The following is a 25,168-nucleotide window of genomic DNA, read 5'->3' as shown; positions in this document are numbered from 1 at the left end:
ACACGCAATGATGAAACGAAATGATCCAGATCAAGCCGCGGATGTTCGCGGCGCGTTATGAGCGGGTGTCCAAAAAGGATGCTCCCATGCCCGACTTTCTCCTCGTTGACCTATCCCGGCTGCAGTTCGCGCTGACAGCCCTCTACCATTTCCTGTTCGTGCCGCTGACGCTTGGCCTCTCCATCCTGATCGCCATGACGGAGACCGTCTATGTCATGACCCGTCGCACCATCTGGCGCGACATGACCAAGTTCTGGGGCGTGCTGTTCGGCATCAATTTCGCCCTCGGCGTCGCCACCGGCATCACCATGGAATTCCAGTTCGGCATGAACTGGGCCTACTATTCGCACTATGTCGGCGACGTGTTCGGCGCGCCGCTCGCCATCGAGGGCCTGATGGCTTTCTTCCTCGAAGCCACCTTTGTCGGGCTCTTCTTCTTCGGCTGGGACAGGCTGTCGGCCCGCGCGCATATGATCGTGACCTGGTTGATGGCGCTTGGCACCAATTTCTCCGCGCTCTGGATCCTGATCGCCAATGGCTGGATGCAGAATCCGGTCGGCTCGGCCTTCAACCCGGACACGATGCGCATGGAGGTCACCGACTTCATGGCGGTGATCTTCAATCCGGTGGCGCAGGCGAAGTTCGTGCACACCGTTTCGGCCGGCTATGTCTGCGCGGCCACCTTCGTGCTCGGCGTTTCGGCCTGGTACCTGCTGCGCGGGCGCCATGTCCAGCTCGCCAAGCGCTCTTTCGTCATTGCCTCGGCCTTCGGCCTGGCCTCGTCACTCTCGGTGATCGTGCTCGGCGACGAAAGCGGCTATGCGCTGACCGACAACCAGAAAATGAAGCTCGCGGCCATCGAGGCCATGTGGGAGACGGAGCCCGCGCCGGCGTCATTCACGGCATTCGGCATTCCCAGCCAAAGCGACCGCGAGACGCATTTCGCCATCCGCATCCCGTGGGTGATGGGCATCATCGGCACACGCTCGATCGACAGGCAGATCGCCGGCATCGACGAACTGGTCGCCCATGCCGAAATGCGCATCCGCAACGGTATCGCCGCCTATGACGCGCTGGAGAAGATCAAGTCGGATCGCACCGATACCGCCGCCCGCGCCGCCTTCGATGCCAGCTCCGGGGATCTCGGCTACGCGCTGCTGCTCAAGCGGTACCTGCCGGATCCGAGGCAGGCGAGCGAGCAGCAGATCAAGGATGCCGCCTGGTCGACCGTGCCTTACGTGCCGCTGCTGTTCTTCGGCTTCCGGCTGATGGTGGCCTGCGGTTTCGTGCTCGCCGCGCTGTTCGCGGTGTCGCTGTGGCACACCACACGGGAGACCGAAGCGCCACGCTGGCTCTTTCGTGCCGCGCTCATCGCCATGCCGCTGCCCTGGATCGCCATCGAGGTCGGCTGGTTCGTGGCGGAGTTCGGACGCCAGCCCTGGATCATCGATGGCGTGCTGCCGACCTTCCTCGCCACATCCGAGCTTGGCGTCACCGACCTGGCGCTCACCATCTCCGGCTTCACGCTCGTCTACGGCGTGCTCGCCATCATCGAGGTCAAGCTGATGCTGGCCGCAATCCGCAAGGGGCCCGAGATCGCCAGGGTCATCGATGACCTGCGCCCGAACGCCGACCCCGCACTGCAACCCGCAGAGTGAAAAAGGATCACGACGATGATCGACTTTCTCTTCGACTATGAAACGCTGCGCGTGATCTGGTGGATCCTGCTCGGCATCCTCCTGATAGGTTTCGCCACGACCGACGGTTTCGACATGGGCGTGGGCGCGCTGCTGCCCTTCGTTGCAAGGACCGATGCCGAACGGCGTGTAGCGATCAACACAATCGGCCCGGTCTGGGAAGGCAACCAGGTGTGGTTCATCCTGGGCGGCGGCGCCATCTTCGCGGCGTGGCCGGCCCTCTACGCGCTGAGCTTTTCAGGTTTCTACCTTGCCATGTTCCTGGTGCTTCTGGCGCTGATCCTGCGCCCCGTTGCGTTCAAGTATCGCTCGAAGCGGCCCGATCCCGCCTGGCGCGGCCGCTGGGACTGGGCGCTCTTCGTCGGTGGCGCGGTGCCGGCGCTCATCTTCGGCGTCGCCCTCGGCAACACGCTGCAGGGCGTGCCGTTCCATTTCACACCGGATCTGCGCCCCATCTATGAAGGCAGCCTGTTCGGCCTGCTCAACCCGCTCGCGCTCTATTGCGGCCTCGTCTCGGTCGCCATGCTGATAACCCACGGCGCGGCCTGGCTCGCGTTCAAGGCGGAAGGCATCGTCGGGGACCGAGCGCGCGCGGTCGGCGCCAGGTCCGCTGTCATCACTTCGCTGCTCTTTGCCGGCGGTGGCGTGCTGGTCTGGCTCGGCCTGCTCGGCGGCTACCGCGTGACCTCGCCGATCGTGTGGGACGGGCCGTCCAATCCGCTGCTCAAGACGGTGTCGGCGGACAGCGGTGCCTGGCTGGCGAATTTCCATGCTCATCCGCTGCTGTGGATCGTGCCGGCGCTCGGTGTCGTCGCACCGCTGCTGGCGGCCATCGGCTTCCGGGCCCGGCGTGAAGGCTGGACCTTCCTTGCCTCGCAGTTCGGCGTTGCGATGATCATCGCGACGGTGGGGCTTGCCATGTTCCCCATCCTTCTGCCGTCGAGCAGCAATCCCAGCCATTCGCTGACCGTGTTCGATGCCTCTTCGAGCCGCGTCACGCTGCGCAACATGCTGATCGCCACGGTGATCTTCCTGCCGCTGATCCTTGCCTACACCGCGTGGGTCTACAGCGTGCTGTGGGGCAAGGTCGGCGAGAAGAGCGTCGAGAAAGCCGGCTCGTCGGCCTACTGATTCAACCGGAGTTTTGACCATGTGGTTTTTTGCCTGGATCCTCGGCCTCGGACTGGCCGCCTCCGTCGGCATCCTCAATGCGCTCTGGTATGAGCTGCGCACCGTCCGCGAGGAGCCCGCCGAGGACACCGTCGCCCTGCCCACGCCTTGAGCCCGCCGTGGCGGAGGAGGCATCATGAACGAGTCTAATCTCGGACCGCTGCGCGGGCCGGCGGACATGAAGCGGGCGCATGTGCGGATGCTTGCGCTCTGTCACATGCTTGAAGGCATCGCCGACGATCTGCCGTCGCGCGTCGACCGCTTCCAGTGCCTTGCCGTGGCGGCCGATCTGTTGCCGGTGCTGCGAGAGTGCCATCGCTTCGAGGAAGACACTGTCTTCCCCGCCTTCGCGCGGCTCCAGGGCGGGGAAGACATCGTCGCGCGGCTCAAGATGGAGCATCTGGAGGACGATTGCGCGGCGGCTGATCTCAGTGAGATCCTGCTTGCGCATGGCCACGGGAGGCCCATCGAGAACCCCGAGGCGCTCGGCTACATGCTGCGCGCGCTGTTCGAATCCATGCGGCGCCATATCGCCTTCGAGCGCGACCATGTGCTGCCGGGGATTCTCGGGCAGCGCTGAGCGCTTCATCGCATCGCGTCTGGTTGGCGATCAGTCCCCGGAACGCGCTGCCAGGCGCGCGAGGTCGCCGACGACAATGTGACGGTTGTTGTCGATGCGAATGACGTTGTCGCCCCGCAGCCTGGTCAATTGCCGGCTCACCGTTTCGATGGTCAGGCCGAGGAAATCCGCGATTTCGGCGCGCGACAGCGGCAGGTCGAAAGCGGTGACGCGGTGTTCCGGGCCGGCGGCCGGATCTATGTTGCGCGCGATCATCAACAGGAAGCTCGCGATCTTCTCGGCGGCGGTCTTGCGGCCGAGCGCCACCATCCAGTCGCGCGCCTGGTCCAGTTCGCGCAATTTCTGTTCGAGCACCCGATGCTCGAGGTCGGGTTGCTCCTTCATCATCCGCTCCAGCGTCTGGCGCGGAAAAGAGCACAACTCGACATTGGTCGCGGCTTCCGCGATCAATGTGCTCTCGGCCTGGAAAGGCCTGCCCAGAAAATCGGGAGCGAACTGCAGGCCGACGATCTGCTGGCGGCCGTCGGACAGCGTCTTGGTGAGTTTCACGACACCGGAAAGAACGTTGGAGAACCGGTCGACGCTTCCGCAGTCGCTTATCAATTCCTTGCCTGTCTCCGCCCTGTGCCGTTTCGTCGACTTGGACAGGGCGACAAGCTGATCGGGGTTGAGGGCGCCGCAAATGCCGCGATGCCGCGCTTCGCATGAAACGCAGAGAACAGGAATGCCCGTCGTGTGAATGTCTTCGCGCACGATGGTCCATCTATAGTGTTACCAGCCGGCAGGGGCAACGCGTGGGGGAGGACTTTAGCGACGGCGCATATGCGCTGCCGAAAGGGCCCAGCTGCATAAATCCAGCTTATCATGATCCCCAGTTTTTGAAGACGTTACAGGGGCTTTCGCCGCCTGTAGCCTCGACGATGGTTCGTTGAAAATGCCAGGGATTTGGTGGATCGATGCAGACACATGCGCGGGTGGTGATTGTTGGCGGCGGATGCGTCGGCGCGGGTATCCTGTACGGTCTTGCCAAACGCGGCTGGACCGACGTCGCACTGCTCGAACGCACCCAGTTGACGGCCGGCTCGACCTGGCATGCGGCGGGCCTCGTCCCGTCCTACGCCCGCAACATCAATGTCGGCCGGATGATCAACAAGACCATCGAGATCTATGAGGGGCTGGAGGCCGAGACCGGGCAGCCAGTCGGATGGCACAAATGCGGCCAGCTGCGCATCGCCAATTCCAGGGACCGGCTCGACGAATACAAGAGCTATATGAGCGTCGCCGACGTTCAGGGCATGCGGGCGCATCTGCTGTCGCCGGCGGAGGCGAGGGCGCTGTGCCCGCTTCTCGACAACAAGCACATGCTCGGCGCGCTCTATCATCCAGACGACGGCCATATCGCGCCGGCCGACGTGACCCATGCCATGGCCAAGGGCGCGCGGGATCTGGGCGCCAAGATCTATCTGAACACGGAGGTCACCGGCTTCCAGCGGACCGCCGGCGGCGAATGGCGGGTCCAGACGAACAAGGGCGACATCACCTGCGAGCATGTGGTCTGCGCGACCGGCAATTACGCGCGCCAGACCGGCGCGCTGCTCGGCCTCGAGATCTCCGCCATTCCGATCCTGCACCAGTACTGGATCACCGAGCCGGTGCCGGAGGTCGTGGAGCGCAAAAAGCAGGGACGTCCCGAAATGCCGATCCTGCGCGACGAGGGTTTTGAGGGCTATCTGCGCGAGGAGGGCGACGGCTTCATGTTCGGGCCCTATGAGCGGACCGAACACCTCAAGCTGTTTGCCGAGGATGGCGTTCCCACCTGGTTCGGCGCGGACCTCGTCGAAGAGGATTTCGAGGCGGTATCATGGAACTGGGAGCAGGCAACGCAACTTGTGCCGTCACTGGGACGAGCCGGCATCAAGGCCAATGTCCGCGGCCCCTTCCAGATGACGGCGGACGAGCTTCCGCTGATGGGACCGGCCTGGGGCCTGCCCAATGTGTGGCTGGCCGAGGGCGTGCCGGGCGGTATCCTGTGGGGCGGCACGATCGGCTACTATCTGTCGGAGCGGATCGTCGAAGGCGGCAACAGCCTCGACACCTCGGATTTGGATCCTCGCCGCTTCGGCGACTACGCCAACAAGGCCTGGACGCGCGAGAAAGTCCGCGAAGCCTGGGGCACGCATGCGGAGCAGAAATATCCCGGACAGGACATGCCTGCCGCCCGGCCGCAGAAGACTGCGCCATCCTACGCGCGGCTGAGCGAGTTGGGCGCGGTCTGGGGCGTGCTCAACGGCTGGGAGATGCCCAACTGGTTCGCGCCCAAGGGCGTCGAGGCCAAGGACCAGTATAGCTGGCGCTGGACCGCCAAGGGCGTTTTCGTCGGCGAGGAAGTCCAGGCCGTGCGCAATGCCGTTGGCCTGGTCGAGATGACGCCGATGACCAAGTTCGAGGTCTCGGGAGCAAACGCGGCCGCCTGGCTCGACAGGATCCTTGCCAACCGCCTGCCAGCAGTCGGCAAGGCTGTTCTGGCGCATCACCTCACCCCCGCGGGCGGGGTGCAGGCGGAATACATGGTGGCGCGCCTCGCCGACGATGGCTTCTATCTCATCTCGACGCCGCGCGCGGAGCGCTGGAATTACGACGACCTCTCAAAACTGCTCCCCGCCGACGGCGGTGTCAGCTTGAAGAACGTCACCAATGAGCGCGGCTGCTTCACGGTCGTCGGGCCGAACGCGCGAGATGTGCTGCAGCCGCTCACCGAGATCGACCTGTCGAACGCCGCCTTTCCCTGGTTCGGGGTGAAGACCGGCAGCGTGGCGCTTGCCAGCGACGTGCGGCTGCTGCGCGTCAACTACGAAGGCGAGCTCGGATGGGAGCTCTATCATCCGATGGCCTACCAGCGGCAATTGCTCGACGCGATCCTGAAGCAAGGTGAGAAACACGGCATGCGGCTCGTCGGGCTGCATGCGCTGGAATCGCTGCGGCTGGAGAAATCCTACCGCGCCATGTACCGGGACATGAATCCCGAGCTCAACGCGCTGGAGAGCGGGCTCGAGCGGTTCATCCGCCTCGACAAGGGCGATTTCGTCGGCCGCGAGGCGGTGCTGAAATACAAGGATCGTAACGACCAGCGCCGGTCGGTGACGCTCAGGATAGAGACCGACGGCGCCAGCACGCTTGCCAACGAGGGCCTCTACATCGATGGCGAACTCCTCGGGCGCATCACATCGGGCGGCTATGGCTATACGCTCGGGCATGACGTGGCGCTGGCGCTGTTGCCCGAGCGCCTCGGCAAGCCCGGCACCAAGCTCGACGTGGCGATCCTGGGCGAATGGAAGGTCGCCGAGGTGATCGCGGACTCGCCCTACGATCCCAGCTCGGCCAGGGCGCGCGGCTGATCGCAAGGGCCGAGAGAAGATGCGCATCGACCGGATCAACGTCTACACGGCGCGGCTGCCCGTCAAGGGCGGCGCCTATCGCATGGCCAGCGACGACGTAAAGTCGCTGGACAGTACCCTGGTCGAGATCGTGACGGATGACGGCCTGACCGGCTGGGGCGAGACCTGCCCGATCGGACCGATCTACCAGCCGCATCACGCGCTCGGCGCCCGCGCCGCGATCGCCGAAATTGCCCCAGGCCTGATCGGCGCGGAGATTGCGTCGATCAGGCTTCTGGCGAAGCGGATGGACGAGCGCCTGAACGGGCATGGCTACGCCAAGGCCGCGTTCGACATGGCCTTTCTCGACCTCCTCGGCCAGAAGCTCGGCGTGCCCGTGTCGACGCTTCTGGGCGGCGCGCTCACGGACCGCGTACCGGCCTACTATTCGCTGATCGTCGGCCCGCCGGATGAAACGGCCAGGATCGCGGCCGACAAGGTGAAGGCAGGCTATCCGCGTCTGCAGGTCAAGATTTCGGGGCGTAATCTCGAAGAGGACGTGGCCACTGTCCACAAGGTCTGGGAGGCGGTCGGCTACAAGGCGCGCATCGCTGTGGACGGCAACAGAGGCCTGACGGCGGCCGCGGCAATCCATCTCGACAGGCTCTGCCAGGCGATCCCTTTCGTCCTAGAACAGCCCTGCAACACCATGGACGAGGTCGCGACGCTGAAGGGGCGCGTCACACATCCGGTCTATCTCGACGAGAGCACCGAGGACCAGAACGTGGTGCTGCGGGCGATCTCGCTGGGCATCGCGGATGGTTTCGGCTTCAAGGTCACCCGCCTTGGCGGCCTCACCAAGATGACGACCGTGCGCGACCTTTGCGCCATCCGCTCGCTGCCGCACAGCTGCGACGATGCCTGGGGAGGCGACATCATCGCGGCGGCCTGCGTTCATCTCGCGGCGACCGTCGAGCCGCGCCGGATGGAAGGCGCATGGATCGCCCAGGAGTATATCGACGGGCATTTCGACCCTGGCAATCCGGTTGTCATCCGCGAGGGGCATATCGCCGTGCCGCAGCGGCCCGGACTGGGCGTGAAGCCCGAGCCCGGCATGTTCGGCCAGCCGATCGCCACATACGGAGTCTGATCAGAGCAGGGGCGGTGCATATCGAGGCATCCCCCGACATCGAGGCACAAGCATTCATGGCGACCGTATACGGAGCCATGCCTGCGGCCCGGGCGCTTGATGACCCGGAACGTTTCGACGTGATTGTGGAAACGCTTTTTCGTCGCATCTGCGCCTGATGCCTGGCGCCAATGGCTGCCTCGAGCGGCAAGGCAGCCATGCGCGCCTTCGCCCGCGTGAGTGCTTGTTTGGCGGCGCGTTTCGTTGCCGGCAAAGGCGCGCCGCGCCTCAAGCCGGGCCGTTCTTGGCCGATTTTGCCAATTCCTGTTCCAGGTCCACCAGTTCCTTGCCGCCGGCCATCAGATTGAGCAGCTGATCGCGGTCGATTTCGCCCTTGGCGTAGGTGCCGGTGCTCCGGCCGCGCTTCAAGAGCGTGAAGCGGTCGCCCACGACATAGGCGTGATGGACGTTGTGGGAAATGAAGATGACGCCGATGCCGCGCGCCTTGGACTGGACGATGAGCTTCAGGACCACGGATGCCTGATGGACCCCCAGCGCCGATGTCGGCTCGTCGAGGATCAGCACCTTGGCGCCGAAATAGACGGCACGCGCAATGGCCAGGCATTGCCGTTCGCCGCCCGACAGCGTGCCGACGGGCTGTTCGGGATCACGCAGCTGGATCCCCATGGCCGACATCTCGTCATGGGCGGTGCGGTTGGCGAAGTCGCTGTCGAACTGGCTGATCGGCCCGAACTTGCGCATCGGTTCGCGCCCGAGGAAGAAGTTGCGCGCCACGCTCATCAGCGGCACCAGCGCCAGGTCCTGGTAGACCGTGGCGATGCCGCTGTCGCGGGTATCGGCGGGCGAGGCGAACCGTGTCGGCTTGCCCTGGACGCGGATTTCGCCTTCGTCCGGCGTGTAGACGCCCGACAGCGTCTTGATCAGCGTCGATTTGCCGGCGCCATTGTCGCCGAGCAGGCAATGCACCTCGCCGGGGCAGACATCGAAAGACACGTCCTTGAGTGCGACGACCGAGCCGAAATATTTGCTCACCGATTTCAGTTCGACATAGGGCTCGGCCATCACCGGCTCCTCATGGCGCGGTTGCGCACATAGCTGTTGAACAGCACCGCGATGACCATCATGGCGCCCATGAACAGCTTGAACCAGTCCGTATCGATGCCGGTGTAGAAGATGCCCATCTGCACCACGCCGAAGATCAGGGCGCCGAACATGGCGCCGATGGCCGATCCATAGCCGCCGGTGAGCAGCGTGCCGCCGATGACGACGGCGATGATGGCCTCGAATTCCTTCTGCGTGCCGCGCAGCGTGTCGGCCGAGCCGGTGACCAGCACCTGGATCGCCGCGAACAGGGCTGCCGCAAGTGCGGTCATGACGAACAGCGTGATCTTTGTGCGCGCCACCGGCACGCCGAGATTGCGCGCGGCATTGGCTTCTCCGCCGGCGGCGAAGATCCAGTTGCCGAAGCGGCTGCGCGTCAGCAGCCAGGTGCAGGCCAGTGTCAGCACGATCCACCACACGATCGACACCGGAATGCCTGATATGGACGGCAGACCGTCCGCCCGCTTGCCGATCAGGCCGATGTCGGAAAGCCAGGCGATCAGGCCGGAGAACACCTGCCCCGAGAACAGGCTGTTGAGCGGATCGTGCAACGCCAGTTCATGCACGCCCGAGACCTGGGTTCGCCCTGAAATGCCGCGCGTGAGGCCGAGCGTGAGGCCGCGCAGCATGAACAGGCTGCCGAGCGTCACGATGAAGGACGGGAGGCCGGTCCTGACGACGGCGAGCCCGTTCAACGCGCCGATGCCACCGCAGACGGCGAAGGTGAACAGCAGCGAAAGCCAGATCGGCCAGCCCCAGAACACCGAAGGGATGGCGATGAGGATGCCGGCAAAGCCTATCATCGAGCCAACCGACAGGTCGAACTCGCCGGCGATCATCAGCAGGGCCACGGGTGCGGCGAGAATGCCAAGCTGGGCCGAGACTTCGAGGAAGTTGACGATGCCCTTGGCACTGAAAAGTCCTGAGCTTCCCGCCGTGACGGCGAAGAACACGAAGACCAGCACGGTGCCGGCCGCCGCGCCAAGTTCCGGCCTGCTCAACAGGCGGCTCAGGCGTGAGACCGACCGGACCCGCTCGTCGCGAATCTCTGAAACCATGGCTGCTTTTGCCCTTCAGCTAGTAAAAGCGGCCGGAGCGAAGCCCCGGCCGCCAATGTCAGCGCTTGCCGAGTTTCGACAGCTCGATAACCGAGGCGGCGGTGTCCTTGGTGACGAAGCCGGGGCCGGTCGGATAGTCGGCGATCGGCATGATCTTGTACTTCTTCCAGAGGTCGAACATGGCGACCGGGATATAGCCCATGGCATATTGCTGGGCGTCGATGCCCCATTCCATCTTGCCGGCGACGACGGCCTGCAGGATCGTGGGGGAGAGATCGAAGGTGCCGGTCTTCACCTTGCCCGAGAGGCCCATTTCATCAAGGGCGGCCAGCGTTGGCTCGGCGCCGCTGGCGCCGACGGCGAGGATGAACTGTGTGTCGGCATGAGCGGTCATGTAGGCGATCACGCGGTTCTTCATTTCGGTCGGGTCGATGACGCCGTTCATCACCGGAACGTCGACGCCCAGACCCTTGGCAAAGCCGGCGCAGCGGTCGTCAAGGCTCGAATTGCCGACCTCATGGTTGGCGCAGACCGCCTTGGTGAGGCCCAGCGCCTTGATGCGCTCGCCGGCCATGACGCCCGCCTGGAATTCATCCTGCCCCATGAACAGCAGGCCGCCAAGGTCATGGGTGAGCTTGGAGCCGCCGGAATCGATGACGATCACCGGGATGCCGGCGGCGACCGCGTTCTTGACCGGCGTTGAAAGGGCGGCGGCGTCGGGGATCGAGACAACCATGCCGTCGGGCTTCGAGGCCGTGATGGCGTCGATCATCTGCGCCATCTTGGCCATGTCGAAGGTTTCGGGCGCCAGGTATTCGGCCTTCACGCCCAGGGTCTTGGCGGCATCGTCCATGCCGTTCTTGACCACCGACCAGTAGGGGTCGCCGCTCTGGCCATGGGTGACGAACACCACGCGCGTCTCGTCGGCGGCCGCAAGGGTCGTGGCCGCCGCCATCATCGTGAAGCCGGCCAGAAGGCCAAGCGCAGGCTTTACTAATTTCGCAAGCGAAAACATAGAACCTCCTGTTTGTTTTCCGCCGCCGCAATTACGGTCGGCGGTTCCAGTTGCCCCTTTATTCCAGTTCCATTCCTCAGCACTGGTTCCCTGGGGGCCGCACGCGGCCCCAATCATTCAATGACGGTAAATCCGGCTTCCTTCGCCATGCGCGACAGGTTCTGGAAGCCCATTGTCGCATAGGTCAGGGGGATCGCCCTGCTGGGATCCTGCTCGGCCTCGACGACCAGCCAGCCGCTGTAACCATTGTCGGCCAGCACCCGCAAAATAGTGGGATAGTCGATGGAGCCGTCGCCGGGAACGGTGAAGATCCCTTCCATGACCGCGCCCATGAAACTCATGTCCCTGGCGCGGGCACGCTCGAGCACGGCCTTGCGGGTGTCCTTGCAATGCACATGCACGACGCGTTTGACCTGCGCCTTGATCAGGGCCAGCGGGTCGCCGCCCGAAAAGATCGAATGGCCGGTGTCGTAGAGCAGGCCGACCGCTTGGCCGGTGTGGCGCATCAAGAGGGCCACCTCGGCATCGGTCTCGACGATGGTCCCCATATGGTGGTGAAAGGCCATGCGCACGCCGAAATCCGCCATCCGTTCGGCCAGCGCCGTCAGCTTGCGGCCATAGGCCGGCCATTCCTCCGCGCTGAGGACCGGGCGCTGCGAGATCGGCCCCCAGATGGCGTTGTGGCGCCCGCGCGAGGTGTCGGCATAGACAACATGAGTCGAGCCCATATCCTTCAAAAGCTGGAGATGCGGCGTGATCGCATCCATCTCCGCGCCGACGTCCTTTTCGTCGCAGCGGCCATCATACCAGCCGGAAACCACCGCAAGGCCATGGCGCTGCATGATCGGCTTCAGCTCGGCCGACCGGCGCGGAAACTTGCCGCCAAGTTCGGTGCCGGAATAGCCGGCCTGCCTGGTTTCTGCCAGACACACCTCCAGCGGCGTGTCGCCGCCGAGTTCCGGCACGTCGTCATTGGTCCAGGTGATCGGATTGATGCCGATGCGAACCTTCACGGGCGAACTCCTGATTGCTTAGACTGGGCAAGGTGATGGCGGGCGAGGCCGGCCAGCAGCGTCATGTCGCGACGGGCATGCTCGGCGGTGTTGCGCACGGGCGTGCCTTCGACGATCGCCGACCAGAAGCCTTTCAATTCCTCGACGAACGCCTCCTGGTAGCCGCTGCGGATGTCCGCGCTGGAAAGCGTGTGGCCGCTGCCGGTGCGAACCGTCAGCCGCGTCGGCTGGTGGTTGAGATAGGGCGAGGGGAATTCCAGCTCGAGCGAGGCGTCGTCGAAGTAGAGCGTGATGCGCTCGCGATAGTCGGGCAGCCTCGGAATGGCGACATGCGCCATGGTCCACAGCGCCTGGCCGTCGAGCAGCCTGACCGTCCCCTGGCCGCCTTCGCCTCTGGCGAAAAGCGAGGCGCCGACAATTTCGCCGTCGGCGACGCCGAGCGCATCGAGCAGCCCATGGACGGCGTTCACGTCATGGACGATCGAGGAACAATAGGCGCCGACAAAGCCGCGAAAGGCGTCAGGATGATCGATGCCGGGCACCGCGCGGTCCACCTGCTCGCGCTGCTTGGCTTCGGTCGAGGCAACCAACGCCTCCGCGACGTCGTCACCCCGGCGAGTGGAGGTGTGCCGGATGAAGGGCCAGGCGTCGGGATCGTTGACCTCGACCGAAATGTAGCGAAGCGTCCGCGCCGTGCCCGGCAGCATTTTCAGCGCCGCCTCGTAGCTCGGGTCGAAACGCTTCATGTAGCCGACTTGGAGCACCTTTCCGGCGCGATCCCTGGCGGCGATCAATTCGTCGATGTCCGCGGCGCTGTAGCAAAGCGGCTTTTCGCAGAAGACATGCAGCCCGCGGGCGAAGGCGGCGAGAGTCTGTTCGCGGTGCAGCGCGTCCGGCGAGGCGATGACCACGGCATCGAGCGGCATCGCGAGAAGCGCGTCGAGATCAGGGAATGTCTCGAGGCCGAATTCCTCGCCGACGAAGGCACGGACCTTGCGCGACGGATCGTAGACGCCAACGATCTTGAACTGCCGGTGCAACTTGAGCAGATTCGGTATGTGCTCGACCTGGGCGACGCCACCCGCCCCGATCACTCCCACTTTCATGCGCTGCATCGGCCAGCCCCATCTGAATCCGAACGCTTTTTTCTTGAGCCTAGGACGCCTTTGGTTCCATTGTTAGAACCAGATTCCATTGATTTTCGGGAACCAGATGAAGACCAGTTTTCCCATCGACGGCATCGCCCTGGATCGCGACGGTCCCGTCAATCTGCACCGGCAGCTCTATGTCCAGTTGCGCGGCCTGATCGAACGGCGCGTGCTGCCGAGCGGCCATGCGCTGCCCTCGACACGGGTCATGGCACGGGATCTGAATGTGGGGCGCAACACGGTGATTGCCGCTTGCGACCAGCTCGCGCTGGAGGGCTACCTGGCCATACGGCCACGCAGGCCTTCGGTGGTCATGGACCTGCCGACCCGTTCAGTGGCAGCGGAACATGTGTCTGTCGAGGACGCCAATCCGTTATCGCTGCGCGGGCAGACGATGCTCGCCCAACCCTATCATCATGGCCGGCCGGGCATGCTCGCCTTTCATCCCGGCATGCCGGATCCGGACAATTTCCCGTTCAACACCTGGTCCAAACTGCTCAGCCGCCGCGCCAAATTCGCGCATATCGATCTTTTCGGCACCTATCACGTCAAAGGCTATCCGCCGCTTTGCGAGGCGATAGCACGCTACCTCACCGCCTCGCGCGGGGTGAAGTGCACCGCCGAGCAGATCGTGGTGACCAATGGCGCCCAGTCGGCCTTCGATCTGCTGGCCCGGTTGCTGATCGATGAGGGCGACACGGTGTGGATGGAGGAGCCGGGCTATTATGGCGCCGGTTCAGCCTTTGTTTCGGCCGGGGCGAAACTGGCGCCGCTGCGCGTCAGCAATGCAGGCTGGAACCTCGATCCGCCGCCTGTCATTCCGCGCATGATTTTCGTGACACCCTCCTGCCATCACCCGCTCGGCATAACCATGCCGATGGAACAGCGGCTCAATCTGTTGCACATGGCCGAGACCTGGCGCTCGTGGATCATCGAGGACGACTATGACGGCGAGTACCGGTTTCAGGGACAACCTATCCCGGCCCTGCAAGGCATCGGCGCGTCAAACCGGGTGGTGTATGTCGGGACCTTCGCCAAGATCCTTTTCCCGGCCATGCGCCTCGGCTTCATGGTGGCGCCCAAGGCGATCGATCACACGATCGTCTCGGCGCTGAGCGTCAGCGGCCAGTTCGCCCCGTTGCTGACCCAGGCCGCGCTCGCGGATTTCATGAATGAGGGGCATTTCACCCGCCATCTCAGGCGCATGCGGCGTCTCTACGCGGAGAGGCGGCAGTTCTTCCTGGAAAGCGCGCAAAGGCATCTCGGGGAATGGCTGGATTTCCACACGACCGAATCCGGCATCCAGGTCGTCGGGATTTTCCGCGGCAGATGCAGCGACAGGGCCGTTGCCGAGGCGGCCCTCCAGCAAGGCATCAACGTCTCGGCGTTGTCGATCCAGTACCGCCATGGCACGGAGCAGAACGGTCTTGTCATGGGCTTCGCGGCGGCCGATGCGCAGACGACCGAAAAGACGATGCAGAAGTTTCGCACCGTGCTGCAAAGCCATTTTTCGCGAATGAACGATCTCGGCTGAAAACCGGGATCGTTCGTTGTTTCGAAGACAGCGGCTCCTACGCCGCCTGCAATTCCCGTCGCGGCAGCGGCGGAAAGGCTATCGCTATGCCCGCCGCTCCGAGTCCGATCAGGGCCGAGCCGATGAAAAGCCAGTGATAGCTGGCGTAGGCGTCGAATATCATTCCGCCGGCGAGCGGTCCCAAGGCCATGCCGAGGCTGGACAGCATGGTGGCGGCGCCGAACACGGTGCCGAGGATACGCTGGCCGAAATATTCGCGCGCCAGCACGGCATAGAGCGGCATGACGCCGCCATAGGTGGCGCCGAAGATGACGGCCAGCATATAGAACTGGTCGAGCTGGCTGATCGAGAGATAGGCGGCGATGACGATCGCCTGGATCGCGAGGCCGGCGACCAGCACCGGCTTGACGCCCATCCGGTCGGCCAGCACGCCGTAGAGAAGCCTGCCGCCCAGGCCGGCGAGACCCTCGACACTGTAGATCGTGACCGCCGCCATGGGCGCGACGCCGCACAGCATGGCATAGCTCACCATATGGAAGATCGGGCCGGAATGGGCCGCGCAGCAGGCGAAAAAGGTCAGCCCGAGCACGATGAACTGCGGCGAGCGCAGCGCCTGGCCGACGCTCATGCCCGCACCCTCGGCGACCGGCGCGGAAGCCGCGTCGGCAATAGCGGGCTTGGGCGGCTGGCGCACCAACAGCACCGCCGGCAGCAACAGCACCCAGGCCATGATGCCGATATCGAACATGGCGGCGCGCCACTCATAGGCCGAGATGAGCCAGCGGGCGAAGGGCGAGATCGTCATCGGGGCGACGCCCATGCCGGCGGAGACCAGCGAAACCGCGAGGCCGCGGTGGGTGTCGAACCAGCCCGTGGTCAGCGCGATCATCGGCGCGAAGAAAGCGCTGGCGGCAAGTCCGACGAGGACGCCATAGGTGATCTGGAAGGTCAGGAGCGAGCCGGCGCGGCTGGCCAGTACCAGCGCCAGCCCGAGCAGCACGGCACCGATCGACACGACGAGACGGGCGCCGAAGCGGTCCGAAAGGGCACCCCAGGCGAAGCCGCCAAGGCCCATCACCAGGAAGTTGAGCGTCATGGCGCTTGATATGCCGGCGCGCGACCACTGCGTGTCGAGCGCCATCGGCTCAAGAAAGATCGCCAGCGAAAACATCGTGCCGATGGCGACACAGGACATCAGCGCGCCTGCCGCGACGATGACCCAACGATAGGAAAGGTTCATGCAAATCTCCCATGCCAGAGCGCAGCGCCGAGCGCTGCTTGCGTCCGAAGGACGCTTCCGTCGAGGCCGATCCTACAATCTGGTTGCATTTTTTATCCAGTTTGGAATGGCGCTGTTTTCCAGCTGCCCCCGCGCCTTGCGGGCGCTGTCAGATCGGCAGTTCCAGCGTGTATTTGATCGTCTGGCTGGGGACGTCGGTCTTGACGTTCTGGACGCCCTTGATGCGGCTCAGATGCTCCGACTGGAAGCGGCGGTAGTCGTCGATGCTAGCCGCCACGATGCGCACCATGGCGTCGCAGTCACCCAGCATCAGGTAGCATTCCATGACCTGGGGCAGCTTGGCCACTTCGGTGGCGAAATGCTCGATCGTGTCCTCGTCCTGTGCCTTCAGCCAGATGCGGGTGAAGAAGGTGAGGCCCTTGCCGATGCTGGCCGGGTTGAGCACGGCGACATAGCGGTCGATGACGCCGGCTTCCTCCAGCAGCTTGACGCGCCTCAGGCAAGGCGAGGGCGACAGGCCGACCTCGTTGGCCAGATCGTTGTTGGCCATGCGGCCGTCGCGCTGCAGCGCGCGCAGGATGCGTTTGTCGATGTCATCCAGCTTCATGGCTTACAATTCCATTTTATTGGCCATGCGTGACATCAGATGCCAAAATTGAACGATATACAACAATCTTCGCAACCAAATTGCGGAGAAGTGTGGGTACATTTGCCGCCGGTATCACGAGAGTTCAAACCCAGGGAAGCGGCGGCCGCGAGGCCGGCCGATGGCAAGCCATGAGCATTTCACAGGCAGTCGAAGCGGCGGGCGATGGTTCGGGGTCAGAGTTCCGCCGCGGCGTGGCATCCTGCGCGCCGGTGCTGTTCGGTACCATTCCCTATGCGCTGGTGCTTGGCGCCCAGGCGACCCAGAAAGGACTGAGCCCGGTCGAATTGTCCATGATGACCGGGCTGAATTTCGCCGGCGGCTCGGAATTCGCGGCGATCCAGTTGTGGACGTCACCGCCGCATATCCTTCTCATCGTCGCCATCACCTTCCTGGTCAACAGCCGGCATCTGCTGATGGGGGCGGCGCTCGCGCCGTTCCTGCGCGACCTGCCGCGGGGCAAGGTGTTTCCGGCGCTGTTCTTCCTGTGCGACGAAAGCTGGGCGCTGGGCCTGGCCGACGCCAAACGGCGTGCCGCGGCGGGCATCACTCCGGCCTTCAGCCCCCGCTACTACATGGGCGCGGCCCTGGCGATGTATCTGACCTGGGTGGCCTTCACCACGCTGGGCGCCTTGCTCGGCCCGATGCTCGGCCATGTCGAGACCTATGGTTTCGACATGGCGTTTCCGGCCGTCTTCCTGGTGCTGATGCGCGGCATGTGGAAAAACGTGGCGGCGGCGCGGCCCTGGCTGGTCAGCCTCGTCGTCGCAGCCCTTGCCTATCTCCTCGTTCCCGGCGCCTGGTATGTCGCGGCGGGCGCGGTGTCGGGGCTGCTTGCTGCCTGGTTGATGGCAGGTGACGCATGATCGGCATGGCAACCCTGCTCACCATCGTGCTGATGGCCGGCGTCACCTATCTCACGCGGATCGGCGGCTATGTCGTGCTGCGCAACCGCGTGCTCAGCGCGCGCGCCACGGTGGTGATGGAAGCCGCACCGGGCTGCGTGCTGATCTCGGTCATCGCGCCGGCCTTCGTGTCGCGGAACCTAGCCGACCTTCTGGCGCTGGCGATCACCTTCGTCGCCGCGACGCGGTTGTCCATGCTGCCGACCGTGTTGATCGGGGTCGCTTCGGCGGGTCTGCTCAGGCATTTGATAGGCTAGCCCCGGCAAACTCCGGCATGGTGCCTGCGTCTACTGGACCGTGGACGTGATGCGCCGACCCTTGGTGTCGAACAGATGCAATTGGGTCAGGTCCGGCGCCAGGAAAACCTGCTGCCCAGGCATCACGGGAATCCGCTCGCGCAACAGCGCGCTCAGCGTGTTGTTGCCGGCCCTGGCCATGACCAGCGTTTCAGAGCCGGTCGGCTCGACCACTTCGACCACGGCCGGCACGCCGCTGTCGGCGAGCCTGAGATGTTCAGGGCGGATGCCCCAGGCTGAAGCGCTTTCGCCCTGTTCCAGCGCCGGCAAGGGAAACACGGTGCCGTCGCCGGCCGTGAAGCCGTCCGCCGTCGTGCGGCCCTGCAGGATGTTCATCGACGGCGAGCCGATGAACTGGGCAACGAACAGATTGGCTGGCCGGTCATAGAGATCGAGCGGGGCGCCGACCTGTTCGACGATGCCGCCATTCATGACGACGATCTTGTCGGCCATGGTCATGGCTTCGACCTGGTCGTGGGTGACATAGACGATGGTGGTTCCCAGGCGCTGGTGCAGCGCCTTGATCTCGCTGCGCATCTGCACACGCAGCTTGGCGTCGAGGTTGGAGAGCGGCTCGTCGAACAGGAAGACCTTGGGATCGCGCACGATGGCGCGGCCCATGGCGACACGCTGGCGCTGGCCGCCGGAGAGCTGGCGCGGGTAGCGGTCCAGCAGATCCTGCAGCCCGAGGATCGTCGCGGCGCGCGCGATCTTGGCGTCGGTCTCGCTCTTGTCGGTCTTCTTCAGGGTCAGCGCGAAAGCCATGTTCTCGCGCACCGTCATATGTGGATAGAGCGCGTAGTTCTGGAACACCATGGCGATGTCGCGCGATTTCGGCGCGACGTCGTTGATGATTTTGCCGTCGAGCGCGATTTCGCCGGCGCTGATGTCCTCCAGCCCGGCGATCATCCTGAGCAAGGTCGACTTGCCGCAGCCGGACGGGCCGACCAGGATGACGAATTCGCCCGACGCGATATCAACCGACACGCCGTGGATGACCCGCGCCTTGCCATAGGCCTTCTCGACATCGGATATGGTGACCGCACTCATTTGTCGTTCCTCAGAAAGAGACCTTGTCGCCGCCCTTGAGCTGCAAGATCTGCCGCGCCTCGTCGGGGGTGGCGACCGAGGCGCCGAGACCCTCGATGATCTGGCGCACCTTCATCACCTGCTCGGCGTTGGATTTCGCCAGTTGGCCCTTGCCGATCCACAGCGAGTCCTCCAGCCCGACACGCACATTGCCGCCGAGCGCAATCGCCTGGGTGGCGATCGGCAACTGACTGCGGCCAGCGCCCAGCACCGACCATCGGTAGTCCTGTCCGAACAGGCGGTCGGCGGTGCGCTTCATATGCGCGACATCCTCCGGATGCGTGCCGATGCCGCCCAATATGCCGAACACGCTCTGGACGAAGAACGGCGCCTTGACCAGGCCGCGCTCGACGAAATGGGCCAGCGTGTAGAGATGGCCGATGTCATAACATTCGATCTCGAAACGCGTGCCGTTTTCCGCGCAGGTGCGCAGGATGTGTTCGATGTCGCCAAAGGTGTTGCGGAAGATGCGGTCGCGCGAGCCTTCGAGATAGGGCCGTTCCCAGTCGTGCTCGAAGGTCTTGAAGCGTTCGAGCATGGGATAGAGGCCGAAATTCATCGAGCCCATGTTGAGCGAGGCAACCTCCGGCGCGAAGGTCGCCGCCGGCTTGACCCGCTCCTCGACGCTCATCGTCGCCGCGCCGCCGGTGGTGATGTTGACCACGCAGTCGGAGCGCTGCTTGATCACTTTCAGGAAGGGCGCGAAGGCCTCGGTCGACTGGTCGGGCCGGCCATCGGCGGGATTGCGCGCATGCAGATGAACGATGGCCGCACCGGCCTCGGCCGCGCCGATCGCGGCGTCGGCGATCTCCTGTGCGCTGACCGGCAGATGCGGCGACATGGACGGCGTGTGGATCGACCCGGTGACCGCGCAGGTGATGATGATCTTGTTCTGGTTCGCCACTTGAAAGGATCCTCGCTTGTTTGCCCGCGCCTATTTCACCGCGCCCTGGGTGATGCCGGAAATGAACTGCTTCGACAGCACGATATAGAGCAGTGTGATCGGCAGCGCCGCCAGTGTCAGCCCGGTGAACAGCACGCCCCAGTCGGTGGTGAACTCGCCGACGAAGACGGTGAGGCCCTGTGGTAGCGTCTTGAGATTGTCGGAGGTGATCAGCACCAGCGGGAAGAAGAAGTCGTTCCAGATCGGAACCGCGTTCTGGATCGCGACGATGACCAGTGCCGGGCGCGCCAGCGGCAGCATGATGGAGCGCATGATGCGGAATTCGCTGGCGCCGTCCATGCGAGCGGACTCCTCCAGCTCGCGCGGCAAGGTCCTGAGGAAGCCGGTCATGATGAACACCGCCGAGGGAATGCCCATGGCGACATAGACCAGCACCAGGCCGGCATAGCTGTCGACCAGGCCAAGCGAATCCAGCTGGATGAACAGTGGAATGATCGCCAGCTTCAGCGGCACGGTCATGCCGCTCAGGAAAAACATCAGCACCAGCGCGCTCAGCCGGAACTGGTAGCGGGCGATCGCGTAAGCCGCCATCGTGCTGAACAGAAGGATCAGCACCACCGCGGCCGCGGTGATGCCCACCGAATTGGCGAGGTAGCGCACGAAATTGGTTTCGCTCCACACACGTTCGGCATTGGCCAGCGAAAAATGCGCCGGCAGGGCGAAGGGGGAGCTGAAGATCTCGGCATTGGTCTTGAAGGACGACATCACCATGACGAACAGCGGATAGATCATGATGACGGCGTTGATCGCCAGCATCAGCTGGATGGCGCCGTTCTTCAACAGCTCGCCTGTTTCCCTGGTGCCGACCGCTGTGCTCACAGTTCGATCTCACGACGGCGCAGGTAGCGAAGCGCGATTGCGGTGACGCCGGCAACGATAATGAACATCATCACGGCCAGCGCGCTGCCCTGGCCGAAATCCTGGATGCCTGTCGTCGTCGAGCCGAAGGCGGTGCGGTAGAAATAGAGGCCGAGCACGTCCGTCGCGCCGCCGGGCGAACCGGTGAGGCCGGCCATGACATAGGGGATCTCGAACCAGTTGAAGCTGCCGATGAAGGTCAGGATGGTGACGATGGTGACGCTGGGCGCGATCAGCGGCCAGATGATGCGGGTCATCAGCACATAGTCGCCGGCGCCGTCGAGGCGGGCGGCCTCGATCACTTCCTTGCTGATGCGCTGCATGCCGGCGAGCAGCACCAGTGTCGGGAAGCCGAGCCAGTGCCAGATGTTGGCGAACAGGACGCTGCCCAGCGCCGTCGATTCATTGCCAAGCCAGGGGACGGCGCCGATGCCGACAAGCGCCAGCGTCTGGTTCACCAGGCCGAACAGCGGATGCAGGAACAGCTTCCACAGGAAGCCGACGATGACCGCCGAAAGCACGACCGGAAGAAAGACGATGACCTGGTGGATGCGGTGACCGGGCAGGGCTTTCAACAGCGAATAGGCGAGCAGGAAGGCGGTGCCGTTCTCGAACACCATCAGCGCCACGAAAGCGATGATGTTGTGCTTCAGCGCATTGTAGGTCCAGCCGCTATAAGGCTGTTCAAACAGCACCTTGCGGAAGTTTTCAAAGCCGATGAATCCGGTCGGTTGCAAGCCGTTGAACTCGTAGAAGGCAAGGCGGAAGGCCGAGAGCAGCGGCCACAGCACGAACAGCACCATGACCACCAGGGCCGGTGTCAGCAGGGACGCGATCCAGAGTGACCGGCGCCACGGAAAGGCTTTTGTGGTGTGGCGCCGGCCGATGTTCATGTCACTTGCCCTGGAAAGGCTTGTACCATTTGGCGAGGCCGTCGGTCAGGTCGGCGGCCAACTGGTCAGGGGTGATCGAACCCGACATCATCTTGGTGATGTCGCCCTGCAGCAGTTCCGATCCCGTCGGCTTCTCGAAACGGAAGTAGACGACATTGATATGCGGCATGGCGGTTTCGTTCAACTTGGCGACGTGGGCGAGCAGCTCGTCCTTGATGACGACGCCCTTGATGGGCGAGATGTTGCCGAGAAGGGCGGAGAACTTGTCGCCGAACTCCTTGGTGCCCATCCAGTTGACCAGCTTGAGCGCCGCCCCCTTGTTGGCTGACTTGGCGTTGACCGCATAGCCGCCGTCGAAGAACTTGGTCACCTGCGGTGTATCGCCGGCCTTGGCCATGGGCGGGGCGACGAAGTCCATGTTGATGGCCGGGTTCTGGCTCCTGTAGGTGGCGATGTCGAAGCTGCCGCCGGCCAGCATCGCCGCCTTGCCGCTGATGAACAGCTGGCCCGCGGTGTCGTAGTCGATGCCTTCGAAACCGGGAGGCATGTAGTCGCGCAGTTCGAGCAGCTTGCCGAGCGCCGCGACATAGCGCGGGTCCTTGAAGGTGGTCTTGCCCGACGTCAGGTCGCTGACGAAATCCTGGCCGAGGAACGGGTTGGTGAAGATGGCCACGAACATCTCGTTGAACCAGCTGGTGCCCATGCCGTTGGCGAGGGGATAAATACCCTTGTCCTTCAGCGCCTTGCTGACGGTGATGAACTCGTCCCATGTGGTCGGCGGCGTCAACCCGGCCTTGGCAAAGACGTCCTTGTTGATGAACAGGCCGAGCGTCTGCGAAGCGAAGGGCAGGGAATAGACCTTCTTGTCGGCGCGGTAGGTGCCGGCCACCAGCGCATCGGCGGGCTGGTTGGCGAGCGAGGGGACGGTGGTGAGATCCTGCGGCTCGAAATAGCCTGATTTAACGAACTGCTCCAGCCAGCCGTAAGCATGGGTGTGGATGACGTCGCCGCCCTTGCCGGCGGCCAGCGCCGTCGAGACGATGGTCGGGTAGTTCTCATCCGGGAACGACTCGAACTTCACATGGATGTCCGGGTTCTCCTTGGTGAAATCGGCGAAAAGTTCGTTGTAGGCGGCCTTGTCTTCCTGGCGCCAGGTCCAGAACGAGATGTCGGTTGCATGCGCCACGCCGGCTGCCAATCCCCATGCGAAAGACGCGGCCGCGAGGGCCAGACCCATCCTTCTCCTGCTCATGTTGCAATCTCCCAATGCGCTTGATGCGCTTTTTACGACGATTATCAAATCATAGTTCTTGCCGTCTGGAAAGATAGTTTGTAAAGTTTCCTAACTAATGTGAATTGGACGCGGCAACCCGCTCCGTCCGGCATGCGCGGTGGATATCGGTGACCCAGAAAATCATTGCAGGCGTGGATATCGGCGGCACCAAGACGCGCATCATGGCGTATCTGGGCGAGCGCATGATCGCCGACGAGGTGCTGGTGACGGAGAGCTGGCGCATTCGCCAGATGGAGACCGATGCGACGACATTGGCCGGCATCGTCACCAATCTGTGCGGCGGCGTCGCGCCCGCCGCGTTGGCGGTCGGCGCCCATGGCTGCGACACGGGTGAACAATGCCTGCACTTCCAGGCGCTGCTGGCAGCCAGGACCGGCGGCGCGGTGCAGGTGGTCAACGACGCCGAGCTCATGGTGCCGGCCGCCGGCCATGTCGATGGCATCGGTGTCGTCTCCGGCACCGGCTCCATCGCGGTGGCGCGCACGGCTGACGGCAAGATGCTGGCGGCCGGCGGCTGGGGCTGGATCCTCGGCGACGAGGGCAGCGCGCCGGCCCTGGTGCGCGAGGCCGCGAAGGCAATCCGCCACAGCCTCGACCGGGGCCAAGAGGGTGACCCGCTGATTGCAGCGCTGATGCGCGAACTCAACACCGACGACCAGACCAAGCTCGGCATCCTGCTCAACGAAACGCGCGGTGCCGCGGTCTGGGGCCGATATGCCAACGCCGTGTTCGATGCGGCGATCGCCGGCTCGGTGCTGGCAAACCGCGTCATTCGGGAAGGCGGGGCTGGGCTTGCCGCGCTGGTCGAACTGTTGATCGAACGCGGCGCCAATCCCGCCCTTGTGGTGGCCGGTGGCGGTGTCATTTCGGAGCAGCCGATGCTGATGACGGCATTCGTCGAGGCCATGGCAAAAGTGTCGCCGTCGAGCCAGGTGCTGCTGCTGCGCGAGCCACCGGTGCTTGGCGCGGTCGCCTTGGCCAGGCGACTGCTCGTCGGCCAAGGGTTGTCCTCACAAATTGGAGCCGTTTGAATGCAGCAGCGTATCGGTTATCGCCAGGCGGTGGCGCGCCAGACGGAAAGTCTCGAGATCGGCCGGGCGTCGGTGGCCGCGGCGCTCGAGGGTCTCGATCTCAGCGCTTTTGCCGGCAAGACGATCGGGCTTGCAGGCATCGGCGCCAGCTATCAGGCGGCGCTGGCCGGCGCGCTGTACCTGCGCGCTTCCGGCATCAGGGCTTTCGCCTACACGCCGACCGATCTCTATGGCCGCACGGATGAAGCCGCCGATGCCTTCATCGCGCTCTCTGCCTCGGGGCAGAGCCGCGAAATCTGCGATGTCATGCGCGAGGCATCAGCGTCGCCACGCCTGGCGGTTTGCCGGGGCAGCGACAATCCGCTGGCTGATCTGACCGGCGCGGTGCTGGCCACGGATTCGGGCGCCGACAATGGTGCGAGTTCGACGGGCTACACAGGGACCTTGCTGGCGCTCGGCATGCTGATCGACAGGTTTGCCGGCAACGGTTTCGACTGGACGCGTTTGCCCGGTGCTGTCGCCAACGTCCTGTCCGGCGCACAACAGGCGGCCGGGCAAGCGGCGCGGCTGCTGCAAGGCAGGACGTCAATCGACATTGTCGGCGCCGGTGTCGGCTTCGCCAATGCCGGCGAGGCCGCGATGCTGATCCGCGAAGCCGTTCGGGTGCCGGCCTCGGGATGGGATACGCTGAACTACCTGCATGGGCCGATGGAATCTCAGGATGCGGCCACCGGACTCATTTCCGTAGGTGACGGACGCGAGGTGAAGATCGCCAGGGATGTCGCCGGCTTCGGCTGCCCCTCGGTGCTGGTGACGCGGCGCTCGGATGTGACTTCCGCGGACAGGCTGGTGGTGATCTCCATTCCGGCGCTCGGCAACGCCATGGCCGATGCCATTCTGGAGATCATCGCCATTCAGCTTGTGGTCGGCGACATGCAGGACGCGGCCGGGCTCACCGACATCGTTTTCCGTTACCGGCAGACGGATACCAAGCTGAAGCCGTGGTCGCCGACGGAAGTCTGACGTGTTTGCCCGGATATCGCGGAAATTGCCAAACCGCCTGTCCATGAGGCATTGAGGACAGGATGCGGCTTTCGAGTCGGGTGGCGATT

The 25,168-nt window shown here is 64.1% G+C and carries 25 protein-coding genes; 12 read left to right on the top strand and 13 right to left on the bottom strand.

Features of this window, described 5'->3' with window-relative positions:
• Positions 1-86 precede the first annotated feature (86 nt).
• Genes AC07SZ_RS20225 through AC07SZ_RS20210 form a run of 4 tightly spaced genes read left to right on the top strand, consistent with a single transcriptional unit; the run spans position 87 to position 3,447 of the window.
• Positions 87-1,658, top strand: a complete 1,572-nt coding sequence (locus AC07SZ_RS20225; protein ID WP_494915599.1) for a cytochrome ubiquinol oxidase subunit I — start codon at positions 87-89, stop codon at positions 1,656-1,658.
• A 15-nt stretch (positions 1,659-1,673) separates the two neighbouring features.
• Positions 1,674-2,828: a cytochrome d ubiquinol oxidase subunit II gene (cydB, locus tag AC07SZ_RS20220; RefSeq protein WP_494915597.1), complete on the top strand. Its 1,155-nt coding sequence runs from the start codon at positions 1,674-1,676 to the stop codon at positions 2,826-2,828.
• Between the two features lie 19 nt (positions 2,829-2,847).
• The gene (cydX, locus tag AC07SZ_RS20215; RefSeq protein ID WP_494915596.1) at positions 2,848-2,979 is read left to right on the top strand and encodes a cytochrome bd-I oxidase subunit CydX; all 132 of its coding nucleotides are present in this window, start codon (positions 2,848-2,850) and stop codon (positions 2,977-2,979) included.
• A 24-nt stretch (positions 2,980-3,003) separates the two neighbouring features.
• Complete coding sequence (locus AC07SZ_RS20210) at positions 3,004-3,447, top strand: hemerythrin domain-containing protein (protein ID WP_494915595.1); 444 nt, start codon at positions 3,004-3,006, stop codon at positions 3,445-3,447.
• 30 nt (positions 3,448-3,477) lie between these two features.
• Here the strand turns inward: AC07SZ_RS20210 and AC07SZ_RS20205 are convergent, their stop codons facing one another.
• A complete protein-coding gene (locus AC07SZ_RS20205) occupies positions 3,478-4,200 on the bottom strand; it encodes a Crp/Fnr family transcriptional regulator (RefSeq protein WP_494915593.1) in 723 nt (240 codons plus the stop codon).
• Positions 4,201-4,403: 203 nt separating this feature from the next.
• Here AC07SZ_RS20205 and AC07SZ_RS20200 point away from each other — a divergent pair, with 203 nt between their 5' ends.
• Genes AC07SZ_RS20200 through AC07SZ_RS20190 form a run of 3 tightly spaced genes read left to right on the top strand, consistent with a single transcriptional unit; the run spans position 4,404 to position 8,129 of the window.
• Positions 4,404-6,842 carry a GcvT family protein gene (locus AC07SZ_RS20200; RefSeq protein WP_494915592.1) on the top strand — a complete coding sequence of 813 codons (2,439 nt, stop codon included), beginning with the start codon at positions 4,404-4,406 and terminating at the stop codon, positions 6,840-6,842.
• A 19-nt stretch (positions 6,843-6,861) separates the two neighbouring features.
• Entirely contained in the window at positions 6,862-7,971 is a 1,110-nt protein-coding gene (locus AC07SZ_RS20195; RefSeq protein WP_494915591.1) for a mandelate racemase/muconate lactonizing enzyme family protein, read from the top strand.
• Between the two features lie 14 nt (positions 7,972-7,985).
• Positions 7,986-8,129 carry a hypothetical protein gene (locus AC07SZ_RS20190; protein WP_494915590.1) on the top strand — a complete coding sequence of 48 codons (144 nt, stop codon included), beginning with the start codon at positions 7,986-7,988 and terminating at the stop codon, positions 8,127-8,129.
• Positions 8,130-8,238: 109 nt separating this feature from the next.
• Here AC07SZ_RS20190 and AC07SZ_RS20185 read toward each other — a convergent pair whose 3' ends face one another.
• From AC07SZ_RS20185 to AC07SZ_RS20165, 5 genes are all read right to left on the bottom strand, one after another.
• Positions 8,239-9,033: an ATP-binding cassette domain-containing protein gene (locus AC07SZ_RS20185; RefSeq protein ID WP_056578537.1), complete on the bottom strand. Its 795-nt coding sequence runs from the start codon at positions 9,031-9,033 to the stop codon at positions 8,239-8,241.
• Positions 9,033-10,130 carry an ABC transporter permease gene (locus tag AC07SZ_RS20180; protein ID WP_056578534.1) on the bottom strand — a complete coding sequence of 366 codons (1,098 nt, stop codon included), beginning with the start codon at positions 10,128-10,130 and terminating at the stop codon, positions 9,033-9,035. Before AC07SZ_RS20180 ends, AC07SZ_RS20185 begins: the two co-directional genes overlap by 1 nt.
• 58 nt (positions 10,131-10,188) lie before the next feature.
• On the bottom strand, positions 10,189-11,145 hold the full coding sequence (locus tag AC07SZ_RS20175) for a rhizopine catabolism ABC transporter substrate-binding protein (RefSeq protein WP_056578532.1): 957 nt from the start codon (positions 11,143-11,145) through the stop codon (positions 10,189-10,191).
• A gap of 113 nt (positions 11,146-11,258) precedes the next feature.
• Positions 11,259-12,158: a myo-inosose-2 dehydratase gene (iolE, locus tag AC07SZ_RS20170; protein ID WP_494915588.1), complete on the bottom strand. Its 900-nt coding sequence runs from the start codon at positions 12,156-12,158 to the stop codon at positions 11,259-11,261.
• The gene (locus AC07SZ_RS20165; protein WP_494915586.1) at positions 12,155-13,273 is read right to left on the bottom strand and encodes a Gfo/Idh/MocA family protein; all 1,119 of its coding nucleotides are present in this window, start codon (positions 13,271-13,273) and stop codon (positions 12,155-12,157) included. The genes iolE and AC07SZ_RS20165 overlap by 4 nt, the downstream gene beginning before the upstream one ends.
• 97 nt (positions 13,274-13,370) lie before the next feature.
• Here AC07SZ_RS20165 and mocR point away from each other — a divergent pair, with 97 nt between their 5' ends.
• The gene (mocR, locus tag AC07SZ_RS20160; RefSeq protein WP_494915584.1) at positions 13,371-14,840 is read left to right on the top strand and encodes a rhizopine catabolism transcriptional regulator MocR; all 1,470 of its coding nucleotides are present in this window, start codon (positions 13,371-13,373) and stop codon (positions 14,838-14,840) included.
• Positions 14,841-14,877: 37 nt separating this feature from the next.
• Here the strand turns inward: mocR and AC07SZ_RS20155 are convergent, their stop codons facing one another.
• Both AC07SZ_RS20155 and AC07SZ_RS20150 read right to left on the bottom strand, forming a co-directional pair.
• On the bottom strand, positions 14,878-16,080 hold the full coding sequence (locus AC07SZ_RS20155; RefSeq protein ID WP_494915582.1) for an MFS transporter: 1,203 nt from the start codon (positions 16,078-16,080) through the stop codon (positions 14,878-14,880).
• A gap of 148 nt (positions 16,081-16,228) precedes the next feature.
• Positions 16,229-16,687, bottom strand: coding sequence for an Lrp/AsnC family transcriptional regulator (locus AC07SZ_RS20150; protein WP_056578518.1), 459 nt, complete (start codon positions 16,685-16,687; stop codon positions 16,229-16,231).
• Between the two features lie 170 nt (positions 16,688-16,857).
• Here AC07SZ_RS20150 and AC07SZ_RS20145 point away from each other — a divergent pair, with 170 nt between their 5' ends.
• Together AC07SZ_RS20145 and AC07SZ_RS20140 are read left to right on the top strand one after the other, a co-directional pair.
• Positions 16,858-17,592 (top strand): AzlC family ABC transporter permease, encoded by a 735-nt coding sequence (locus AC07SZ_RS20145; protein ID WP_172372505.1) that lies wholly within the window; start codon positions 16,858-16,860, stop codon positions 17,590-17,592.
• The gene (locus AC07SZ_RS20140) at positions 17,589-17,888 is read left to right on the top strand and encodes an AzlD family protein (RefSeq protein ID WP_172372507.1); all 300 of its coding nucleotides are present in this window, start codon (positions 17,589-17,591) and stop codon (positions 17,886-17,888) included. Before AC07SZ_RS20145 ends, AC07SZ_RS20140 begins: the two co-directional genes overlap by 4 nt.
• 30 nt (positions 17,889-17,918) lie before the next feature.
• Here AC07SZ_RS20140 and AC07SZ_RS20135 read toward each other — a convergent pair whose 3' ends face one another.
• Genes AC07SZ_RS20135 through AC07SZ_RS20115 form a run of 5 tightly spaced genes read right to left on the bottom strand, consistent with a single transcriptional unit; the run spans position 17,919 to position 22,983 of the window.
• Entirely contained in the window at positions 17,919-18,977 is a 1,059-nt protein-coding gene (locus tag AC07SZ_RS20135; RefSeq protein WP_494915580.1) for an ABC transporter ATP-binding protein, read from the bottom strand.
• Between the two features lie 10 nt (positions 18,978-18,987).
• Positions 18,988-19,920: a 3,5-dioxohexanoate:acetyl-CoA acetone transferase gene (gene kce / locus AC07SZ_RS20130; protein WP_056578508.1), complete on the bottom strand. Its 933-nt coding sequence runs from the start codon at positions 19,918-19,920 to the stop codon at positions 18,988-18,990.
• A gap of 30 nt (positions 19,921-19,950) precedes the next feature.
• Positions 19,951-20,799, bottom strand: coding sequence for a carbohydrate ABC transporter permease (locus AC07SZ_RS20125; RefSeq protein WP_056578505.1), 849 nt, complete (start codon positions 20,797-20,799; stop codon positions 19,951-19,953).
• Positions 20,796-21,731: a carbohydrate ABC transporter permease gene (locus AC07SZ_RS20120; RefSeq protein ID WP_056578502.1), complete on the bottom strand. Its 936-nt coding sequence runs from the start codon at positions 21,729-21,731 to the stop codon at positions 20,796-20,798. Before AC07SZ_RS20120 ends, AC07SZ_RS20125 begins: the two co-directional genes overlap by 4 nt.
• Before the next feature lies 1 nt (position 21,732).
• On the bottom strand, positions 21,733-22,983 hold the full coding sequence (locus tag AC07SZ_RS20115) for a sugar ABC transporter substrate-binding protein (protein ID WP_494915578.1): 1,251 nt from the start codon (positions 22,981-22,983) through the stop codon (positions 21,733-21,735).
• Positions 22,984-23,132: 149 nt separating this feature from the next.
• Here AC07SZ_RS20115 and AC07SZ_RS20110 point away from each other — a divergent pair, with 149 nt between their 5' ends.
• Positions 23,133-24,056, top strand: a complete 924-nt coding sequence (locus AC07SZ_RS20110) for a BadF/BadG/BcrA/BcrD ATPase family protein (protein WP_494915576.1) — start codon at positions 23,133-23,135, stop codon at positions 24,054-24,056.
• Entirely contained in the window at positions 24,057-25,079 is a 1,023-nt protein-coding gene (locus tag AC07SZ_RS20105; RefSeq protein ID WP_494915574.1) for an SIS domain-containing protein, read from the top strand.
• Positions 25,080-25,168 lie beyond the last annotated feature (89 nt).

The organism is Mesorhizobium sp. GW821-FHT07A06 (genome assembly GCF_059419085.1).
This window is presented reverse-complemented; position numbering and strand designations above follow the sequence as displayed.

Coding starts and splice junctions, on each gene's coding strand:
- AC07SZ_RS20195 (WP_494915591.1), top strand. CDS start 6,862: ATGCGCATCGACCGGATCAACGTCTACACGGCGCGGCTGCCCGTCAAG.
- AC07SZ_RS20150 (WP_056578518.1), bottom strand. CDS start 16,687: ATGAAGCTGGATGACATCGACAAACGCATCCTGCGCGCGCTGCAGCGC.
- AC07SZ_RS20140 (WP_172372507.1), top strand. CDS start 17,589: ATGATCGGCATGGCAACCCTGCTCACCATCGTGCTGATGGCCGGCGTC.
- mocR (WP_494915584.1), top strand. CDS start 13,371: ATGAAGACCAGTTTTCCCATCGACGGCATCGCCCTGGATCGCGACGGT.
- cydX (WP_494915596.1), top strand. CDS start 2,848: ATGTGGTTTTTTGCCTGGATCCTCGGCCTCGGACTGGCCGCCTCCGTC.
- AC07SZ_RS20225 (WP_494915599.1), top strand. CDS start 87: ATGCCCGACTTTCTCCTCGTTGACCTATCCCGGCTGCAGTTCGCGCTG.
- AC07SZ_RS20175 (WP_056578532.1), bottom strand. CDS start 11,145: ATGTTTTCGCTTGCGAAATTAGTAAAGCCTGCGCTTGGCCTTCTGGCC.
- AC07SZ_RS20120 (WP_056578502.1), bottom strand. CDS start 21,731: ATGAACATCGGCCGGCGCCACACCACAAAAGCCTTTCCGTGGCGCCGG.
- cydB (WP_494915597.1), top strand. CDS start 1,674: ATGATCGACTTTCTCTTCGACTATGAAACGCTGCGCGTGATCTGGTGG.
- AC07SZ_RS20145 (WP_172372505.1), top strand. CDS start 16,858: ATGAGCATTTCACAGGCAGTCGAAGCGGCGGGCGATGGTTCGGGGTCA.
- AC07SZ_RS20155 (WP_494915582.1), bottom strand. CDS start 16,080: ATGAACCTTTCCTATCGTTGGGTCATCGTCGCGGCAGGCGCGCTGATG.
- AC07SZ_RS20200 (WP_494915592.1), top strand. CDS start 4,404: ATGCAGACACATGCGCGGGTGGTGATTGTTGGCGGCGGATGCGTCGGC.
- AC07SZ_RS20180 (WP_056578534.1), bottom strand. CDS start 10,130: ATGGTTTCAGAGATTCGCGACGAGCGGGTCCGGTCGGTCTCACGCCTG.
- AC07SZ_RS20210 (WP_494915595.1), top strand. CDS start 3,004: ATGAACGAGTCTAATCTCGGACCGCTGCGCGGGCCGGCGGACATGAAG.
- AC07SZ_RS20115 (WP_494915578.1), bottom strand. CDS start 22,983: ATGAGCAGGAGAAGGATGGGTCTGGCCCTCGCGGCCGCGTCTTTCGCA.
- AC07SZ_RS20165 (WP_494915586.1), bottom strand. CDS start 13,273: ATGCAGCGCATGAAAGTGGGAGTGATCGGGGCGGGTGGCGTCGCCCAG.
- AC07SZ_RS20185 (WP_056578537.1), bottom strand. CDS start 9,033: ATGGCCGAGCCCTATGTCGAACTGAAATCGGTGAGCAAATATTTCGGC.
- AC07SZ_RS20105 (WP_494915574.1), top strand. CDS start 24,057: ATGCAGCAGCGTATCGGTTATCGCCAGGCGGTGGCGCGCCAGACGGAA.
- AC07SZ_RS20135 (WP_494915580.1), bottom strand. CDS start 18,977: ATGAGTGCGGTCACCATATCCGATGTCGAGAAGGCCTATGGCAAGGCG.